We start from the raw sequence: 17436 nt of genomic DNA, 5'->3' as shown, positions 1-17436 counted from the left end.
TGCGGCCGGTTCGCAGCTCGTGTCCCGATGTGGGAGACTTGAGGGCAGCTCTTTTGAGTACCAATATTAAGGAGGCCAGCTATGAGCAAGCGTGCACGTAAACGTCGTGACCGTAAGCGTGGCGGCGCGAACCACGGCAAGCGCCCCAACGCCTAAGCAAAGCTTGGAATGACAGCTTTAGACAAATGACCCCGGAAACCTGACGGTTTCCGGGGTCATTTGTCTGTAGGCCATTCCTGGCCCCTCCAGTGGATCCGGCCTGGCGGCGGCGAGGGCTCAGGCTTCGACCGGGCGGATCGAATGGATCCGGTCGAGAATCGAGTTCTTGAGGTTCTCGGGGGCAGCTTCGGTGCATGAACGCTTCACCATCACGCGGATGACACATTCGAGGTCGTACTGCTCAAAGCATTCCGGACACCCGTCCAGATGGTCCTTGATCTCAGCGATGTCATCGTGCGTGAGCGCCCCATCCAGATACTCGTAGATACGTTGCATCCGGGCGTCGTCGCAATCGCCCAGTCCCTGGCAGTCGCTCATTTCCTGTTCTCCTGTTTGTTGCTTCCGGCCGCTGCGGTGGGTTGTGCGGCCTTGAATCCCCGCTCGGATGCGTAGTCGGCGAGCATATCCCGCAGCATCTTCCGGCCGCGGTGCAGCCGGGACATGACGGTCCCGATCGGGGTGTTCATGATGTCTGAAATTTCCTTGTACGCGAAGCCCTCCACATCGGCGAAGTAGACGGCCAGCCGGAACTCCTCCGGGATAGCCTGCAGGGCGCGTTTGACGTCCGAATCCGGCAGGTGGTCCAGGGCCTCTGCCTCAGCCGAACGCAACCCCGACGACGTATGCGACTCGGCACGTGCCAGCTGCCAGTCCTCGATGGTGTCCGAATTCGACTGCAACGGCTCACGCTGCCGTTTGCGGTACAGGTTGATGTACGTGTTGGTGAGGATGCGGTACAGCCACGCCTTGAGGTTGGTTCCCGGCTTGTACTGGTGGAAGGCCGAGAACGCCTTCGTGTAGGCCTCCTGGACCAGGTCCTCGGCGTCCGCGGGGTTCCGCGCCATCCTCATGGCCGCGGAATACAGCTGGTCCACGTATTGCATCGCATCGCGTTCAAAACGGACCCGGCGCTGTTCCACTGTTTCGGTCGAGGTATCCAGCGGCTGCCCGTCCACCAGCGTCTCCTGGGCAGGATCGGGAGATGCGCCAGCCGGGCTGGCTACAGGGGACTTGTTGGGCGTGGCGTCGTTTCCGGCAACCTCGTGCATGGCCGCAACGGCCGGATCCATGGTGCTCATTGCCTTCAAGTCTACTGTCACCTTCCTGAGGCCACCCGAAACCGTGCCCGGGGCCTCAACCCAGCGGACCGGCCGGGCCCTGGTCCAAGGATTCCCCGGGCCTGCCTCCACCTCTACGCTCTCCTTCACCAGCAACAAATTTCCGCCTCCTTTACCTTCCCGGCCCGCGGCCGACGCGCCAGTGTCACAGCACCGCCGTTACGGCATTGCCGTCATGGCACCGCGACCACGCTTCTGCAGTGCATTACTTCTGCACTGCACTGCTGTCTTCGAGCCCGCAAATGTCTTCGAGCCGCAAACCGGGCCGATGTGGGTCTTAATCCGGCCACAGTAAGCGGCTGGAACCTGCAATTGACAACCACGTGCAACAGGCAAATATTCCGCAAAAGTGCAAGACTAGAACCGGTTCTCCCGCTTCATATCCGCGGTTCGTCCATCCAGGAGGAAATTCATGTCCCTTGTCCGTTTTCTCGCCCGGCCCATGCTCGCCTCCAGTTTCGTCCTCGCAGGCATGGACAAGCTGAAGAATGCGGATGACACTGCGACACAGCTCTCTCCCCTCTTGCGCCGCGCGGCTGAATCGCTGCCGTTCCAGACCAATGAGAAAGTCCTTGCCCGCGTCATCGGCGGCACTCAGGTCGGCGCCGGGGTTTGCCTCGCCCTGGGCAAATCGTCTCGTCTCGCAGCCACGGTGCTGGCCGTCATCTCGGCGCTCAACGGCTATGTTGAATGGCGCAGCGCGGACATCACCTCCAAGGCGGGCCGCGACGCACGCCGCAAGCAGCTGCTCAAGAACGTCTCGCTGACCGGAGGCGTCCTGCTGGCCTCCGTCGACACGAACGGAAAGCCCAGCCTGGCCTGGCGCGCCGAGCACCTCGCTGCGGACGCCAGGAAGAACGCCGGACACCTCGCCACCGACGTCAAGAAGACCACGGGCAAGCAGCTCAAGAAGGCCGACAAGGCCGTACGCAAAGCCATTGACCACACCGTCGGAGCATAAGAAGGCAATGACAGGCGCCACCCCCACAGCAGCCGCCACCCCCGTTCCGGCAGACTGCGCTCCGCACTGGCGGGCGCCGTTTGCCGAGCGGCCCGTCGACGCGACGGTTACCGTTCCGGGGTCCAAGTCCCTGACGAACAGATACCTCGTGCTGGCCGCCCTCGCCGACGGACCCTCGCGCTTGCGCGCCCCGCTGCACTCGCGGGACTCGGCGCTGATGATCGGGGCGCTCCGCCAGCTCGGCGCCACGATCACGGAGGTCCCGGGCGACGGCACCTTCGGCCCCGACCTGGAAATCCTGCCGATCGGCCTGGACGCCGCTGCGGAACGGACCGGGATCGACTGCGGCCTGGCGGGCACTGTCATGCGCTTCGTCCCGCCGGTGGCAGCGTTGCGCCGCGGAGCCACCCTGTTCGACGGCGACCCGCACGCCCGCAAGCGGCCGATGGGAACCATCATCGAGGCGCTGGCCGGCCTTGGCGTCGAGGTCCGCTCGCCCGACGGCGGTCCGGCGTCCGCGCTGCCGTTCACCGTCCAGGGTACCGGCGAGGTGCGCGGCGGCCACCTCGCCATCGACGCCAGCGCCTCTTCACAGTTCGTTTCCGCCCTGCTGCTCGCCGGCGCCAGGTTCAGCGAGGGGCTGCATCTGGAACACGCGAGCGTGGACCACCCCGGCGCCCCCGTCCCGAGCCTGGACCACATCAACATGACCGTCGCCGTCCTCCGCGGAGTCGGTGTGGCTGTCGACGATTCCCGTCCCAACCACTGGATCGTGTCCCCCGGGGCCATCAGCGCCTTTGATCTCAGGATCGAACAGGACCTGTCCAACGCCGGGCCCTTCCTCGCTGCCGCCCTGGCCACCCGCGGGACGGTCCGGATCCCCAACTGGCCCGCCGAGACCACCCAGGTGGGTGACCTCTGGCGCAGCATCCTTTCCACGATGGGCGCGACCGTCACGCTGGAGGAAGGCACCCTGACCGTGACCGGCGGCGAGGAGATCAAGGGCGGCGATTTCGACGAAACCAGCGAACTCGCCCCCACCGTGGCAGCACTCTGTGCCCTGGCCACCGGCCCTTCGCGGCTGAGCGGCATCGCCCACCTCCGGGGGCACGAAACGGACCGGCTGGCCGCGCTCATGGCCGAGATCAACCGCCTGGGCGGCGACGCCGAGGAGACCAGCGACGGCCTCATCATCCGGCCCGCTGCCCTGCACGGCGGCGTGGTCCGCAGCTATGCGGACCACCGCATGGCCACTGCGGGCGCCATCCTGGGCCTGGCCGTGCCGGGCATCGAGGTCGAGGACATCGCGACCACGGCCAAGACCATGCCGGACTTCCCGCAGCTGTGGACAGCCATGCTGGCACAGGGCCCTGGGGCAGAAGCCGCGGTTGGCCCGGCCGCAGAAAAGGACGCCCCCCGTGGCCCGCAGCACTGATTCCTGGGACGAATCGGACGTCCGGATCCGTCCCAACAAGAAGGGCACGCGACCGCGCACCAAGGACCGGCCCAGCCATGACGAAGCCGTCACAGGCCGGATCATCACCGTCGACCGCGGACGCTACACTGCCGTCGTCGGCGAAGGCACCGGGCACGAACGCAAGATCATCGCCGCCCGCGCCCGGGAACTGCGCCGCAACCCCGTGGTGGCCGGCGACTTCGTCTCGCTCGTGGGGGATGTCACCGGCGAACCGGACACCCTGGCCCGGCTGGTCAGGATCCAGGACCGCAAGACCCTGCTGCGGCGCAGCGCCGACGACACGGACCCGATCGAGCGTGCCGTCGTCGCCAACGCAGACCAGCTCGTGATCGTGGTGGCCGCCGCCAACCCGGAGCCGCGGACCGGGTTCATCGACCGCGCCCTGGTGGCCGCGTACGACGCCGGCATTGAGCCGCTGCTGCTCGTCACCAAAGCCGACGTCAAGGATCCTGCCGAGCTCCTCTCCAACTACCAGCACCTGGATTTCCCGGTCATCATCAGCAAGACGGCGGATTCGGCCGCCTCCGGCATCGATGCCCGCTCGGATGACGGACTGTCCGCCCGGCTGGACAAGGACGCGGTGTCACAGCTGCGCGCGTACCTCGACGGGAAGGTCACGGTCATGCTGGGCCATTCCGGCGTCGGGAAGTCCACCATGGTCAACGCCCTGACCGGTGCCGAGCGCGCCACCGGCGGTGTCAACGCCGTCACCGGGCGCGGCCGCCACACCTCCTCCTCCGCGCTGGCGCTCAAGGTCAACGATGCCCCGGCGGGCAGCTGGATCATCGACACGCCGGGCATCCGGTCCTTCGGCCTGGCCCATGTGGATCCGGACCGGATCCTGCGTTCCTTCCCGGACCTCGAACCCGGCACCGACAACTGTGAGCGGGGCTGCAAGCATGACTCCAGCGCCGTCAACTGCGGCGTGGATGCGTGGGTGGCTGCGGGCCATGCGGGGCCATCCGGCCCGGCGAGGCTGTCCTCGCTGCGCCGGCTGCTGGGCACGGACCCACGGATGGAAGCGCAGGACGTCAAGGAACTCGGCACCGTTTCCTAGTTTTGTGCAGGGCACGCCCGGTCCACCTCCTGTGGCCCGGCAACGTGGCCTCCCGGCGAGCCGCCCCCTTTGGCGGTAGTTTGGAACCATGAGTCAACCCGCTTCGAGCTATAACGATGACCTGCGCCTTGCCCATGTACTGGCAGACTCCGTAGATTCCCAGACCATGAGCCGCTTCAAGGCGCTGGACCTTCGGATCGAAACGAAGCCTGACCTGACGCCGGTGACGGATGCGGACAAGTCCGCAGAGGAAGCGATCCGCGGCCAACTGTCCCGCTCCCGCCCGCGCGATGCCGTCCTGGGCGAGGAATTCGGCAGCTCCGGCCACGGGTCCCGGCGCTGGATCATCGACCCGATCGACGGGACCAAGAACTTCGTCCGCGGTGTCCCCGTCTGGGCCACCCTGATCGCCCTCGTTGACGAGGGCGAGCCCGTCGTCGGCGTCGTCAGTGCACCGGCACTGGGCAAGCGCTGGTGGGCGGCCAAGGGTGCCGGCGCCTACATGGGCCGCTCGCTCGCCGCAGCCACCCGGCTGCGGGTCTCCAACGTCTCCCAGCTCTCGGACGCCTCGCTGTCCTACTCAAGCCTGGGCGGCTGGAAGGAACGCGGAAACCTCGACGAGTTCCTGGGCCTCACCGAGGAAGTATGGCGGACCCGCGCCTACGGTGACTTCTGGTCCTATTGCCTGGTGGCCGAGGGCGCCGTCGACATCGCCTGCGAGCCCGAACTGAACCTGTACGATATGGCGGCCCTGGTCCCGATCGTCACGGAAGCCGGCGGCCGCTTCACCTCCCTCGAGGGTGAGGACGGGCCGTTCGGTGGCAACGCCCTGGCCACGAACTCGATCCTGCACTCGGAGGTCCTCAAGCGCCTCAACCCGGGCCTCGACGACCTGCTGTAAGGTCCCGCGCTCAAGATATCCCGAAGGTCGATGCATCACTCTGGCCACGGCAGCGGGCCTGAGTGCCTGTCGCGACGCGGCCTGGACCTTTTCTGGGAGGAGAACAGCCATGTCCGGAACACATCCAACGGCGGATCCCGCATCCGGGGACTCCGGATCGGGGCCGGTGCTACTGGCGCTCATTGCGAGGTACCGGGATCTGGACCACGATTCGGCTGCGCGGCTGCATGCTGTCTCCACCGAGCTAGCCCCGGACCTCCTCGCCAGCAGTCCCGCCGTTTCCGGATCGCTGGTCTTGTCCACCTGCAACCGCTTCGAAATCTATTGCGAAGTCCCCTCGGCCCGGGACGTTGAGTCCGCGCGGTCCGATGCGCTGGCCGCCCTCTGCCGCTGCTCCGGCCTGCCGGCCGCCCTGCTCACGTCGCATTTCGAGTACGTCCAGGGCGCGTCGGTCCCCGCGCACCTCTTCGCGGTGGCGGCAGGACTGGATTCCGTTGTGGTCGGTGAGCGCCAGGTGTCCGGCCAGGTCCGCCGCGCCCTCGCCGACGCCCAGCTGGCGGGTACGGCCGGCGGACGGTTGAGTCGGCTGTTTCAAGCGGCCTCCCGCGTTTCCAAGGCGGTAGGGGCGCGGACAGCCCTCAGCGCCGCCGGACGATCCATCGCCACCGTCGCCCTGGATCTGGCAGCCATAGGATCCAGCCAGGGAAGCCTGGCCGGGGCATCCGTGGTCCTGGTAGGCACGGGTGCCTACGCCGCGCACGTGGCGGAACTCCTGAGAAGCAGGCAATGCATCAGTGTTGCCGTCTACTCCCACTCCGGGCGGGCCGCTGCATTTGCGGCCGCCCGGGGCGGAACGCCGCTGACAGAGCGGGAGCTGCCCGCCGCCGCCGCCGCGGCAGATGTCATCATCGGCAGCAGCGGCACCGGGGCTCGCATTGGCGCCGCCAGCTTGGCGCGCTGGAGGCAGGACGCAGCCCGTCCGCTTACCGTCATTGACTTGGCTCCCAGCCACGATTTCGACCCGCACGTGGCGGACCTGCCGGGCGTCGAACTGATCACGCTGGGATCCGTGCAGCTTGCCGCTCCCCCAGCGGACGCCGAAGCACTTCGCCTCGCCCATGCCCTGGTCAGGCAGGCTGCCCGGCAATTCGAGGAGCAGGAAGCGATCCGCGCCGTCGACGCCGCCGTCGTTGCCCTGCGCCGGTACATCCAGGACGTCCTCGACGCCGAAATGGAGCGGGTCAGACGGCAACACGGCGGTGGCGCCCCGGCTGAGGACGTGAACATCGCCCTGCGCCGCATCGTCCGGCGGCTGCTCCATACCCCGACCGTCCGGGCCAGGGAGCTGGCCACCGCCGGCCGCCAGGCCGACTACACGGCAGCCCTGGAGGCCTTGTTCGGCCTTGATGTCCAGCTCAGCAGCGCAGCCAGCGCCGCGCCGTAGGCCGCGACGCACCAAAGGCACCAGCCACTGCGGTGCGTAACAAAGCGCTTCACATTCCTGCCCTGCCTTTTCCGCGGCGGCCGGGATGTCCTAGGCTCGAAGCAGGTCACGAGTGCCAGCGCTAAACCCCGGTTTGCTGGCCGGCAACCCTCCATTCGCGGTGGGGTGCCCCGGGTGACGACCTGGCCGGTCCGGAACGGACGCGGCAAGCGCGGATCCCCGGTGCTTGGGGTCCTTTTTCGAGCGAGGTCCCATGACGACTGCCACTTTTCCCGCCACCTTTCCTGCCACTTTTCCTGCCTCCGGCGGGGTCCGCCCCGCCTCCGCAGCGGCGCTCCCCGACCGCTTCGCCGTCGCCGGCAGGCCGCTCGCCGCGGTCACCGGGGCGGAGATCCAGGCCCCGCTGATCCAGGGCGGACACGTCCGCTACGCCAACCTGGACTACGGAGCCTCCGCCCCCGCACTGTCCGTGGTGTCGGCCTACTTGAACGAGATCCTGCCGTTCTACGCCAGCGTCCACCGCGGCGCCGGCTACGCCTCCCAGATCAGCACCTCCGTGTACGAAAACGCCCGCACCATCGTTCGCGAGTTTGTTGGCGGCCGCCCGGGCGACTCCGTGATCTTCACCCGCAACACCACCGACTCGCTGAACCTGCTGGCCGGCTGCCTGCCGGTCAGCGACGGCAGGCACACCGGGGAGGTTCTCTACCTCGATATCGAGCACCACGCCAACCTGCTGCCCTGGCAGACCGTGCCGCACCGCAGCGTCGTGGCCGCCCCCACCCTTGCCGCGACCCTGGACAAGCTGCGCGAACAGCTGGCGCAAGGCGGCATCAGCCTGCTCGCCGTCACCGGCGCCTCCAACGTCACCGGCGAGATCCTGCCCATCCGCACCCTGGCCTCCCTTGCCCACGAGTACGGCGCCCGGATCGTCGTCGATGCCGCCCAGCTCGCCCCGCACCGGCGCATCGACATCACCGCGGACGACGTCGACTACCTCGCCTTCTCCGGCCACAAGCTCTACGCGCCGTTCGGTTCCGGCGTGCTGGTGGGGCGCCCGGACTGGCTCGACGCCGGCACCCCGCACCTGGCCGGCGGCGGAGCCGTCAGCGACGCCAGGCTGGACACGGTCAGCTGGACCACAGGCCCGGCCCGGCACGAGGGCGGCTCCCCCAATGTGTTGGGCGCGGCAACACTGGCCCGGGCCACCCAGGTGATTGCCGCCCTGGACCAGACGCAGTGGTACGCCCACGAGGACACCATCCGCTCCTTCGTCGTCGAGGGTCTCCAGCAGATCGACGGCGTGACGGTCCACCGGATCTTCGCGGACACGGACCCTGAAGGCGACGGGCAGGGCGCCGGCATGATCGGCGTCGTCAATTTTTCCGTCGAAGGCTACGACGCCGGCCTCGTTGCCGCCTACCTTTCCGCCGAACACGGCATCGGACTGCGTGACGGCCGGTTCTGCGCCCACCCGCTGCTCAAGCGGCTCGGCCTGCCCTCGGGCTCGCTGCGGGCCAGCTTCGGCCTCGGCTCGCGGCTCGAGGATGCGCAGCGGCTGCTCGCCGGTATCCAGGAGCTGCGGCGGACCGGCCTCGGCTGGGACTACGTGGTGGATGCCGGCCGCTGGGTGCCGTCCAACGACGCCCGCAGCTACCCTCACTGGGCACCGAACACGCCGGGGACCGCCGGCGCCGCGCCGTGCGCGGTGGCGGAGTAGGCCTCCGCGGTAACCCCACGTGCGGTAAATTCGAAGGGTACCAACCGGACCTGCCCGAAGGAGATCGCACGTGGCACGCGGCGGCCCCACCCTACACAGCGGCCCCAAACTGCAGGAGGACCGCCGCCAGGAACTCGGGCAGAGCTTCCGGGACGGCGGAGCCCACTATGAGCGGGTCCGGCCGGGATATCCCGGCGAGTCGGCCGACTGGCTGATCCCGGCCGGCGCGAGGGACGCCGCGGACATCGGCGCCGGAACCGGTAAGTTCACGGCCCTCCTGGCTGAACGCGGGCTGCACACCGTAGCGGTCGATCCTTCCGCCGATATGCTCGAACAGCTCCGGCGGACACTGCCCGGCGTGGCCGCCATCGAGGGCACCGCCGAAGACACCGGGCTGGCTCCGGCAGCCTACGATCTTGTCACGATCGCCCAAGCCTGGCACTGGTGCGATCCGTTCCGAGCCAGCACCGAGATCGCCAGGATCCTGCGCCCGCACGGCGTCCTGGGGCTGATCTGGAACCAGTTGGACACCTCCGTTCCCTGGGTCCACCGGCTCACGCGGATCATGCATGCCGGCGATGTGCACAAGCCCCACTTCAAACCGCTCCTCGGGCCCGAGTTCACCGGACTCGAGAGCCACCTGACCCGCTGGGAGGATCCGGTGACCACAGCGGACATTATAGAACTGGCAAAATCCCGGAGCTACTACCTTGCCGCGGGCGAGGCCACCAGGGCCAAGGTGCTCGCCAACCTGGACTGGTACCTGCACGAGCATCTGGGCCATGCCCCCGGCGAGGTGCTTCCGCTCCCCTACCTGACCCAGAGCTGGTGGGCCGTCCGGGCCTGAGGATGTCCGGCCACGTTGCAGGCAGTGACCGCGGGGGTTTATGGTTTCGGTATGCCTAACAATCAGTTGTAGGCAGTCACAACTTTGGAACCGGCCCGCACCATCCGCCGGAACCGACCGTCGCGTCAATGTTGACGCCCCGAGCAATGGGAGCCCGCAGTGCTGGAAGTAACTGGACACCAACCGCCGGCGGCGGGAGCGCCCAACCGGCGGACACCGGGAGCGCGCAGGGCACTGATCGGATTGCTGGGTCCTGCCTTCGTGGCCTCCATCGCCTACGTGGACCCGGGCAACGTCGCCGCCAATCTCACGGCCGGGGCGCAGTACGGCTACCTCCTGGTCTGGGTCCTCGTCGCAGCCAACGTCATGGCCGTGCTGGTCCAGTACCAGTCCGCAAAACTCGGCATCGTGACCGGCAAGAGCCTCCCGGAGATCCTCGGCGAACGACTCAAGCCGTTCTGGCGGCGTGCCTTCTGGGTCCAGGCCGAAATCGTGGCCGCAGCCACCGACCTCGCGGAGGTCGTGGGCGGAGCGATCGCCCTGTACCTGCTCTTCGGGCTGCCCCTGCCCCTCGGCGCCGTGATCGTCGGCGGCGTGTCGATGCTCCTGCTCGCGGTACAGGCCAAGAACAAACAACGGCCGTTTGAATTCGTCATCATCTTCCTGCTGGGCATCATCACCATCGGATTCCTGGCCGGCCTGTTCATCAGCCCGCCCAGCCCCGGCGGCGTCCTGGCCGGGCTCGTGCCGGGCTTCCAGGGCCCGGACACGGTCCTGCTGGCCGCCAGCATGCTTGGCGCGACAGTGATGCCGCACGCCATCTACGTCCACTCCGCCCTCTCCCGGGACCGGCACCGTCCGAATCCGCACCTGCATGTTCCGTTGCCCGCGATGGCCAGGCTCGTCAAGGCCACCCGGTGGGACGTCGTGGCGGCGCTCGCCATCGCCGGCATCGTGAACATCGGCATGCTGCTGCTGGCGGCGTCAACGCTGGGCGGAGAGGACGGGACGGACACCATTGAGGGGGCGCACGCCGCGATCACCGCCAACCTGGGCCCCGTCGTCGGCGTCATCTTCGCCGTGGGCCTGCTCGCCTCGGGCCTGGCCTCCACCTCGGTGGGCTGCTACGCCGGCGGAACCATCATGCAGGGCCTGCTCAAGATCCGCATCCCGCTGATGACCCGCCGCGTCATTACGCTGATCCCGGCCGTCGTGCTTCTGTCCGTGGGCTTCGACCCCACGTGGGGCCTCGTCCTCAGCCAGGTTGTGCTGAGTTTCGGCATTCCCTTCGTCCTGGTCCCGCTGGTGGTCCTGACCAGCAACAAGGCGCTCATGGGCCGCTTCGCGGACGGTATCCCGCTCCGGATTGCCGCCATCATCAGCGTGGTCCTCGTCGTCGCCCTGAACCTGGTCCTGCTGTGGCTTACGTTCTCCGGGGCTGCCTGACGGTAGGCTTGTGGCTGTGAAGACCAGCCCGCCATCCTCCTCCATTGAGGACTACGTCAAGGTCATCTACTCCTTCACGGAGTGGCAGGACAAGCCCATCACCTCCACACAGCTGGCCCAGCGGCTCGGGGTCGCCAACTCCTCGGTCTCCGAAATGGTCCGCAAGCTCAAGGACCAGGGCCTGGTGGATCACCAGCCGTACAGCGCGATCACGCTGACGGCCGACGGCGTCCGGCTGGCACTTTTGATGGTCCGGCGTCACCGGCTGATCGAAACCTTCCTCGTCCAGGAGCTCGGCTACCGCTGGGACGAGGTACACGACGAAGCCGAGCTGCTGGAGCACGCGGTCTCGGACACCTTCATCGAGAGGATGGCGGCCAAGCTGGGCAACCCGGTCCGGGACCCGCACGGCGATCCGATCCCGGCCGTCGACGGCTCCGTGCTGATGCCCCCGGCCCACCGGATGAGCGATCTCGACGACGGCCACAGCGGCCGGATCATCCGGATCAGCGATGAAAACCCCGAGTTGCTCCGCTACCTTGCCGCCGAGGAAATCGACCTTGACGCCGCCGTCGAAGTCATCGGCCGGAGGCCTTTCGGCGGCGCTCTCGTCGTCCGCGTCGGCTCCGGCGCCAGCGGGCGCGAGGTCGACCTCGCCGAGGAAGTAGCCTCGGCGCTGTGGGTTCACAGCGAGGCGGCCCACGCAGGCTGCCGTATCGCAGGACGCTGAATGCCGGGCACGCTGAAGCAGGCCAGGGCAGGGAAACGCCCGGGCCTACCGGGCTGGCGGGCGTGGGCGGCCGTGGCGGCCGGCGGGTTGCTTGGAACGGAGCTGCGCTACGCGGCTGGCATTGCCTTTCCGGAGGCGGCAGACGCGGTGCCGTGGACCACCCTGGCGATCAACGTCGTCGGCAGTTTTGTTCTCGCCACCCTCACCACCATCTGGATCGCTCGGCCGAAGACGGCCTTCTGGCTGCGGGCCGGTCTCGGCCCCGGGCTGCTGGGTTCCTTCACCACCTTCTCAGCGGTCGTCTTCTCGGTGGACCAGCAGCTCCGCGGCGGCTTCCACGGAACCTGGCTGGCCTATCTGGGGCTTTCCGTGGTGCTCGGGCTCGGGGCCGCCGCCGCCGGCTGGAAGTCCGGCAAGGCGCTGTCCGACCTGAGGGGAAGGGTCTCATGATCGCCGGGCTGCTCGTGGGCGTCTTCGGGGTGGCCGGCGCCCTGCTGCGGTTCGCCGTTGACTCCTGGTTTGCGCACCGCCCGGGGCCCCACCCGCACTGGCCCTGGGCAACCTTGACGGTGAACATCGTCGGATCCTTCATCATCGGCCTGTCCATCGGCGTGACGGACCGGCTTGGCCTGGGACCCGAATGGCATACCGGGCTCGCGACGGGCTTGGCCGGGGGCCTCACCACCTTCAGCTCCTGGACCACCGCCACGGTGCGGCTTGTCAGCGAGACGCGCTACCGCGCCGCCACCCTCAATGTGGCCGCCAATCTGCTGGCCGGCCTGGCTGCCGCGGCGCTCGGCCTCAGCCTGGCCGGCTAGACGCGTCCGGCGCCTGCTTAGCCCCCGGCGGCCGGTTCCGGATGCCGACGGCGGAGGACACCGCCCCCACGACGAACAGCGCCGCGGTGACCGCCGAGGTGTTGTGCAGGCCCGACGTCGTGACGGCCGGTCCCGTGATCACCCCCGCGAAGGCGATTGCGACCAGGCCTGCGATACGGGCGACGGCGTTATTAACGGCCGAGCCGATGCCGGCTTCTTCGGGATCCACCGCTCCGAGGATGGCCGAGGTGAGCGGTGCGACGGTGACGGCCAGGCCCAGACCGAAGACGAGCAAGCCCGGCAGGACCTGGCCGACGTAGTTCAGCGGCAGGCCGATCGTGAGCAGCAGCAGGAATCCGGAGGCGCACAGCAATGGTCCCACGGTCATGAACCAGCGGGGACCGAAGCGGCCGGCGAGGGCTCCGGCCCGGGAGGAGAGCAGCAACAGGATGAGCGTGGAGGGCAGCAGGGCGAAGCCGGCCGCGGTGGCACCCAGCCCGGCCACCTGCTGCAGGAACAGGCCCAGCACGAAGAAGCCAAGCGACAGGGCGCCGTAGATCGCCGTCGTCGCGATGTTGCCCCAGCCGAAGTTGCGGATGGCGAAAAGCCGCAGCGGCATCATCGGGGCCGGAGTCCGCGCCTCATGGATCAGGAATGCGGTCAGGCCTGCGGCTCCGGCGGCCAGCGGCAACCAGACCTGGGGAGAGCCCCAGCCCATGCTGCCGCGGGCAATGAGGGCATAGACGGTACCACCAAGCCCTACGACCGCCAGGATGGTCCCGATGACGTCGATCCGGCCGCCGGGAGTGCGCGCGAGGTCCAGTTCCCGCAGTTTGAGCAGGACCGGCCAGACGGCAATTGCCGGAACCACGTTGAGGAAGAAAATGATCCGCCACGTCCACAGGTCGACGGAGAGGCCGCCGAGCAGGGGCGCCGCGACGATCGCCCCGGACGTCCACGCCGACCATCGGCCGATCGCCAGGGACTGCGCCGGGCCGCTGAAAACGCTCACGATCAGCGCGAGCGAACTCGGCACGAGCAGTGCCCCGGCGACACCCTGCAGACCGCGGGTAAGGATCAGCGACTCCCCGCTCCAGGCGAGGCCGCAGAGCACGGAGGTGGCGGTGAAACCGGCGAGGCCCCATTGCAGGACCCGGACCCGGCCGAACAGGTCCGAGAGGGATCCCGCCACCAGGATCAGCGCGCCGAGGGTCAGGAGGTACGCGTCCACCACCCATTGCTGGACCACGAGGCCGCCGCCCAGCTCCCGCCCGATCGCCGGGAGGGCAAGATTGACCACCGAGCCGTCCAAGAAGGCGATGAAGGAGGCGATGAAGGAGGCGAACAGTACGCGTTTTTCCAGGACGGACATGGCTGCGGCGGGCGTTCCGGACATGGCTGCTGCCTTCCTCACTGCCTCCCGCGGCAAGGCGGCACCGGGTTTGTGATGAGCCTAACATCGCGGCGCCCGGGCCGCCTGCAGGGCCTGCTGCCGCCCTGCCATCACGTATCGTTGATGGATGGTTACCCGTCGTGTTGCAGCCCAGATCCTCGATATTCCGCTGGAAATGGCTCACCGTCACGGTATCCCCCCACGTCTCTCCGATGCGGAGCTCGGCGAGCTCCTCGACAATCCCCCGGCATGGCTGGTCCAGTCCAGGGCGAACCGGACGGGCAAGCGCCCGGTCTGGGTCCAGTTGACATGTGCGGTCTGCGGGTTCTCCGAAGCGGCCCGGCCGAAGAAGTGGTGGCCGGAGTTCACCTATGTCATCTGCGCCGATCACGCGTCGTATGAGATCCCGCCGCTCGGTGAGGGGCTGGTCCGCAGCGAGTATGAGGGAGTCGGCAGCCGGTTCGTCGGCATCGTGGACGTCGCGGTGCCGGAGGCGTAACTTAAGAAGCACGGGGCCACGCGGGCCCCTCCGCCTCAGGGAGGGCGCAATGCCTGACAAAACGCCGCACCAGCACCAGGCCAAGAAGCCGGTGAAAACCATCAAGGAAAAACGGGCCGAGAAGAAGACCAAGAACATCGCGGAAACCCACGCGGACCCGGTAGCGCACATCAAGAAACGCTGAGCGGGAACGCTCGGGAACACGGAGCGAAAGCTCGGGAAACCAAAAGGGCCGGAAGCATGAGCTTCCGGCCTTTTTATACGGGGTGGAGCACCGTTTCCGGCGCTCACATGTGGAGATGGGGGGAATTGAACCCCCGTCCGATGTCGTGTTGTCAGGGCTTCTCCGGGCGCAGTTTGCGTCGGACTTTCTCGGCCCCGGCCACGCTGCAAACAGCTGGCTGATCCGGGCCCAGTCATCTAAGAGTCCCGTTCACCCCGATGACGGAGGTAAACAGCAGTGGCTATCTAAATGACGCCAGGATCCGGGGCAATAGCAACCTCGGGCTGACGGACTGTCTTACTGCTTAGGCAGCAAGAGCGAAGTCAGTGCGTTTTGATTCGGCACTTATTGGTTTGCAGACAGCGTTTACGAGATAATTCTGCATCCTCGGCCCGCTTCACCTGTCGCGACTAACATCGTCGAAACCGATCATCCCCGTATTTTTTTATCAAACCGGTCAGATCTGCAGCTGAACCGCTTCGCGGATTCCGCTCGATTCCTTCCCGGACTATCTAGCATAACGCACGCCCCCGCAGAATGATTCCCGCTAGCGGCGGTTCCGTTCGCGCATCACCCGCAGGGCCTCGCGCTTGTCCTGCTGCTCGCGCAGCGTCTGGCGCTTGTCGTATTCCTTCTTGCCGCGGGCCACGCCGATTTCCACCTTCGCGCGTCCGTCCAGGAAGTACAGCTGGAGCGGCACGATCGTGAAGCCTGACTCACGGATCTTGTGCGAGATCTTGGTGAGCTCGTCGCGGTGCAGCAGCAGCTTCCGCCGCCGGCGGGCCGCATGGTTGGTCCAGCTCCCCTGGTGGTACTCCGGGATGTGGATACCCTCCATCCACAACTCGTCGTTATAGAAGGTGCAGAAGCCGTCAACCATGGACGCGTGGCCCTCGCGAAGGGACTTCACCTCCGTGCCCATGAGCGCGATCCCGGCCTCGTAGGTGTCGAGGATGTGGTAGTCGTGCCGGGCCTTGCGGTTGGTGGCCACTACCTTACGGCCACTTTCTTTCGGCACGGTAGAACTCCTTGAATCGTGTGTTGGCTGGCTGCGCGCCAGGGGTCCGGGGGTCCGCAGCCACACCGACGCGGATTTCTTCCAGTTTACGGCAGAGCCGCTGCTCGGCCGCGAGGCTTCGCTCCGGGCGGATCAGAGCAGGTTCATCGGATCAACGGCCCGGCCGTTGAGCCAGGTCTCGAAGTGTGAATGGCAGCCGGTGGAGTTTCCGGTGGTTCCGGAATAGGCGATCAGCTGCCCCTGGCTGACCTGCTGCCCGCGGGACACAACGACACTGGTGTTGTGATAAAAAATCGTGGTCAGCGAGTTGCCCTGGACGACGCCGTGCGAGATTTTCACATTGTTGCCGCCGCCGTCGTTGGTCCAGCCGGCGGAGAAAACGGTACCCGCCGCCGGTGCGTAGACCGGGGTGCCGCAGGCGGCGCCGAAGTCGATGCCGGTGTGCATATAGCCACCCTGGCCGTAGAAGTCGATGGTGCCCGGCGGCGTCGCACGCCAGCCGAAGCCGGAGGTGATCGGGACGCCGTTGAAGGGACTCCGCAGGCCGAACGCCGACGGCGACCCCTGCGCCGGAGGGACGTACGGCTGGACTGCCTGGCCCCGGGCGCGGGCGGCTGCCGCGGCAGCTTCGGCAATGCGCCGCTGCTCGGCTTCCCAGGCCTCGCGCAGCTTCCGGTCGCGCTCGGCGATTTCCGCGGCGACGGCGTCCTGCTGGGCCTTGACCTGAGCCAGCTGGGTCTGGATGCCCGGCTTAGCCGCCTGCAGTTCGGCGTCGAGCCGGGTGGTGTCCGCGATGAGCTTGTCCACCTGGGCCTTCTTGGCCTCGGCCTCGTCGCGGGCCGCCTTTTCCCGCGCCAACGCTGCGTCTGCCTTGGCCTTGAGGTCCTTGATTTCGGCTTCCACCGCTTCGAGGCGGGCCTGGGCGTTGGTGTTCGTGGCGCTCTGCTGGGTGAGCTTGTCCATCGCCGCGTTCTGGCTGCGCATCGCCTGGTCGGCGAGGTCGATCGTGTCCGTCAGGCTGCCGTTGTTCGAGCCGAAGAACAGCGAGAGGTTGGAGGGGACGCCGCCGGACTTGTAAGCCTGGGTTGCGATCTGCCCGATCAGCTTCTTGGTGTCCGCGATCTTTTGCTTGTCGGTCTCCAGCTGCTGCGTGATCTTGGCTTTGTTCTGCTGCGCGAGATCTACCCGGGCCGCCAGGGCCTCGACCTCCTTGACGGCGCCGGCCACCCGGCCCTGGGCCTCGAGCAGTGCCTGCTGCGCCCCGGGAAGCTGACCCTGGTAGAGGACCAGGTCCCCCGCGGCCTGGGCAATGCGGGCATCCACGAATTCGAGGGAGTGCTGGACCCGGGCCGCCTCGTCCCGGAGCGCGGCCTGCTGGTCTTCAAGCTCGTCTGCGAACGCAACCGGGGTCGAGGTGCCCAGGCTGGCCGCGAGCACCAGCGCCAGTGCGGCGCTGATCACGCGGCTGCGCTGTCCGGCCAGGCGCTGTCCGGCCTGGCGCTGTCCGGCCTGGCTGAACGGCCGTGCCCGTCGATCCGTCGGTGTCATGTGCCATCCCTTTTCGT

At 67.6% G+C, this 17436-nt stretch carries 19 protein-coding genes, 1 other RNA gene and 1 riboswitch; of the genes, 14 read left to right on the top strand and 6 right to left on the bottom strand.

The window, feature by feature from the left end:
* Positions 1-81: 81 nt before the first annotated feature.
* Complete coding sequence (locus tag ACVWZ8_RS14520; protein WP_104061284.1) at positions 82-156, top strand: 50S ribosomal protein bL37; 75 nt, start codon at positions 82-84, stop codon at positions 154-156.
* Between the two features lie 120 nt (positions 157-276).
* Here ACVWZ8_RS14520 and rsrA read toward each other — a convergent pair whose 3' ends face one another.
* Positions 277-537, bottom strand: coding sequence for a mycothiol system anti-sigma-R factor (rsrA, locus tag ACVWZ8_RS14515; protein ID WP_426978642.1), 261 nt, complete (start codon positions 535-537; stop codon positions 277-279).
* Complete coding sequence (locus ACVWZ8_RS14510; protein WP_456505002.1) at positions 534-1319, bottom strand: sigma-70 family RNA polymerase sigma factor; 786 nt, start codon at positions 1317-1319, stop codon at positions 534-536. Before ACVWZ8_RS14510 ends, rsrA begins: the two co-directional genes overlap by 4 nt.
* A 430-nt stretch (positions 1320-1749) precedes the next feature.
* On the opposite strand from ACVWZ8_RS14510, the gene ACVWZ8_RS14505 reads away from it, so the two are divergent.
* From ACVWZ8_RS14505 to ACVWZ8_RS14455, 11 genes are all read left to right on the top strand, one after another.
* Positions 1750-2298 (top strand): DoxX family protein, encoded by a 549-nt coding sequence (locus ACVWZ8_RS14505; RefSeq protein WP_426978644.1) that lies wholly within the window; start codon positions 1750-1752, stop codon positions 2296-2298.
* 7 nt (positions 2299-2305) lie between these two features.
* Positions 2306-3733, top strand: coding sequence for a 3-phosphoshikimate 1-carboxyvinyltransferase (gene aroA / locus ACVWZ8_RS14500; protein ID WP_456505001.1), 1428 nt, complete (start codon positions 2306-2308; stop codon positions 3731-3733).
* Positions 3717-4832, top strand: coding sequence for a ribosome small subunit-dependent GTPase A (gene rsgA, locus ACVWZ8_RS14495; protein WP_426978648.1), 1116 nt, complete (start codon positions 3717-3719; stop codon positions 4830-4832). The genes aroA and rsgA overlap by 17 nt, the downstream gene beginning before the upstream one ends.
* An 88-nt stretch (positions 4833-4920) precedes the next feature.
* On the top strand, positions 4921-5733 hold the full coding sequence (gene hisN / locus ACVWZ8_RS14490) for a histidinol-phosphatase (RefSeq protein WP_354187453.1): 813 nt from the start codon (positions 4921-4923) through the stop codon (positions 5731-5733).
* A 109-nt stretch (positions 5734-5842) separates the two neighbouring features.
* Complete coding sequence (locus ACVWZ8_RS14485) at positions 5843-7177, top strand: glutamyl-tRNA reductase (protein WP_426978649.1); 1335 nt, start codon at positions 5843-5845, stop codon at positions 7175-7177.
* Between the two features lie 104 nt (positions 7178-7281).
* Positions 7282-7395, top strand: a riboswitch (SAM riboswitch).
* Between the two features lie 35 nt (positions 7396-7430).
* Entirely contained in the window at positions 7431-8897 is a 1467-nt protein-coding gene (locus ACVWZ8_RS14480) for an aminotransferase class V-fold PLP-dependent enzyme (protein WP_426978651.1), read from the top strand.
* Between the two features lie 70 nt (positions 8898-8967).
* On the top strand, positions 8968-9744 hold the full coding sequence (locus ACVWZ8_RS14475) for a class I SAM-dependent methyltransferase (RefSeq protein WP_426978653.1): 777 nt from the start codon (positions 8968-8970) through the stop codon (positions 9742-9744).
* Positions 9745-9903: 159 nt separating this feature from the next.
* On the top strand, positions 9904-11190 hold the full coding sequence (locus ACVWZ8_RS14470) for an Nramp family divalent metal transporter (RefSeq protein ID WP_426978655.1): 1287 nt from the start codon (positions 9904-9906) through the stop codon (positions 11188-11190).
* 16 nt (positions 11191-11206) lie between these two features.
* Positions 11207-11920, top strand: coding sequence for a metal-dependent transcriptional regulator (locus ACVWZ8_RS14465; RefSeq protein ID WP_456505000.1), 714 nt, complete (start codon positions 11207-11209; stop codon positions 11918-11920).
* The gene (locus ACVWZ8_RS14460) at positions 11921-12370 is read left to right on the top strand and encodes a fluoride efflux transporter FluC (protein ID WP_456504999.1); all 450 of its coding nucleotides are present in this window, start codon (positions 11921-11923) and stop codon (positions 12368-12370) included. It abuts the gene before it with no gap.
* Positions 12367-12738, top strand: a complete 372-nt coding sequence (locus ACVWZ8_RS14455) for a fluoride efflux transporter FluC (protein ID WP_456504998.1) — start codon at positions 12367-12369, stop codon at positions 12736-12738. Before ACVWZ8_RS14460 ends, ACVWZ8_RS14455 begins: the two co-directional genes overlap by 4 nt.
* On the opposite strand, the gene ACVWZ8_RS14450 is transcribed toward ACVWZ8_RS14455, so the two are convergent.
* Complete coding sequence (locus tag ACVWZ8_RS14450; protein WP_456504997.1) at positions 12722-14134, bottom strand: MFS transporter; 1413 nt, start codon at positions 14132-14134, stop codon at positions 12722-12724. The genes ACVWZ8_RS14455 and ACVWZ8_RS14450 overlap by 17 nt on opposite strands.
* Before the next feature lie 124 nt (positions 14135-14258).
* Here ACVWZ8_RS14450 and ACVWZ8_RS14445 point away from each other — a divergent pair, with 124 nt between their 5' ends.
* Together ACVWZ8_RS14445 and ACVWZ8_RS14440 are read left to right on the top strand one after the other, a co-directional pair.
* Entirely contained in the window at positions 14259-14630 is a 372-nt protein-coding gene (locus ACVWZ8_RS14445; protein ID WP_456504996.1) for a hypothetical protein, read from the top strand.
* 49 nt (positions 14631-14679) lie between these two features.
* Positions 14680-14814, top strand: coding sequence for a hypothetical protein (locus tag ACVWZ8_RS14440; RefSeq protein WP_354239496.1), 135 nt, complete (start codon positions 14680-14682; stop codon positions 14812-14814).
* 107 nt (positions 14815-14921) lie between these two features.
* Here ACVWZ8_RS14440 and ssrA read toward each other — a convergent pair.
* The 3 genes from ssrA to ACVWZ8_RS14425 all read right to left on the bottom strand — a co-directional run bounded on the left by ssrA (position 14922) and on the right by ACVWZ8_RS14425 (position 17419).
* Positions 14922-15290: a transfer-messenger RNA gene (ssrA, locus tag ACVWZ8_RS14435) on the bottom strand.
* Positions 15291-15400: 110 nt separating this feature from the next.
* Positions 15401-15871, bottom strand: coding sequence for an SsrA-binding protein SmpB (gene smpB / locus ACVWZ8_RS14430; RefSeq protein ID WP_024367797.1), 471 nt, complete (start codon positions 15869-15871; stop codon positions 15401-15403).
* A 132-nt stretch (positions 15872-16003) separates the two neighbouring features.
* The gene (locus ACVWZ8_RS14425) at positions 16004-17419 is read right to left on the bottom strand and encodes a peptidoglycan DD-metalloendopeptidase family protein (protein WP_456504995.1); all 1416 of its coding nucleotides are present in this window, start codon (positions 17417-17419) and stop codon (positions 16004-16006) included.
* Positions 17420-17436: the final 17 nt, after the last annotated feature.

The organism is Arthrobacter sp. UYCu723 (genome assembly GCF_054059215.1).
The sequence above is the reverse complement of the archived record's forward strand: the minus strand, read 5'-3'. Positions and strand labels throughout refer to the sequence as shown.

Excerpts from the sequence above, each read along its gene's own strand:
- rsrA (WP_426978642.1), bottom strand. The coding sequence starts at position 537 with ATGAGCGACTGCCAGGGACTGGGCGATTGCGACGACGCCCGGATGCAA.
- ACVWZ8_RS14505 (WP_426978644.1), top strand. The coding sequence starts at position 1,750 with ATGTCCCTTGTCCGTTTTCTCGCCCGGCCCATGCTCGCCTCCAGTTTC.
- aroA (WP_456505001.1), top strand. The coding sequence starts at position 2,306 with ATGACAGGCGCCACCCCCACAGCAGCCGCCACCCCCGTTCCGGCAGAC.
- hisN (WP_354187453.1), top strand. The coding sequence starts at position 4,921 with ATGAGTCAACCCGCTTCGAGCTATAACGATGACCTGCGCCTTGCCCAT.
- ACVWZ8_RS14485 (WP_426978649.1), top strand. The coding sequence starts at position 5,843 with ATGTCCGGAACACATCCAACGGCGGATCCCGCATCCGGGGACTCCGGA.
- ACVWZ8_RS14480 (WP_426978651.1), top strand. The coding sequence starts at position 7,431 with ATGACGACTGCCACTTTTCCCGCCACCTTTCCTGCCACTTTTCCTGCC.
- ACVWZ8_RS14460 (WP_456504999.1), top strand. The coding sequence starts at position 11,921 with ATGCCGGGCACGCTGAAGCAGGCCAGGGCAGGGAAACGCCCGGGCCTA.
- ACVWZ8_RS14455 (WP_456504998.1), top strand. The coding sequence starts at position 12,367 with ATGATCGCCGGGCTGCTCGTGGGCGTCTTCGGGGTGGCCGGCGCCCTG.
- ACVWZ8_RS14450 (WP_456504997.1), bottom strand. The coding sequence starts at position 14,134 with ATGTCCGGAACGCCCGCCGCAGCCATGTCCGTCCTGGAAAAACGCGTA.
- ACVWZ8_RS14445 (WP_456504996.1), top strand. The coding sequence starts at position 14,259 with ATGGTTACCCGTCGTGTTGCAGCCCAGATCCTCGATATTCCGCTGGAA.
- ACVWZ8_RS14440 (WP_354239496.1), top strand. The coding sequence starts at position 14,680 with ATGCCTGACAAAACGCCGCACCAGCACCAGGCCAAGAAGCCGGTGAAA.
- ACVWZ8_RS14425 (WP_456504995.1), bottom strand. The coding sequence starts at position 17,419 with ATGACACCGACGGATCGACGGGCACGGCCGTTCAGCCAGGCCGGACAG.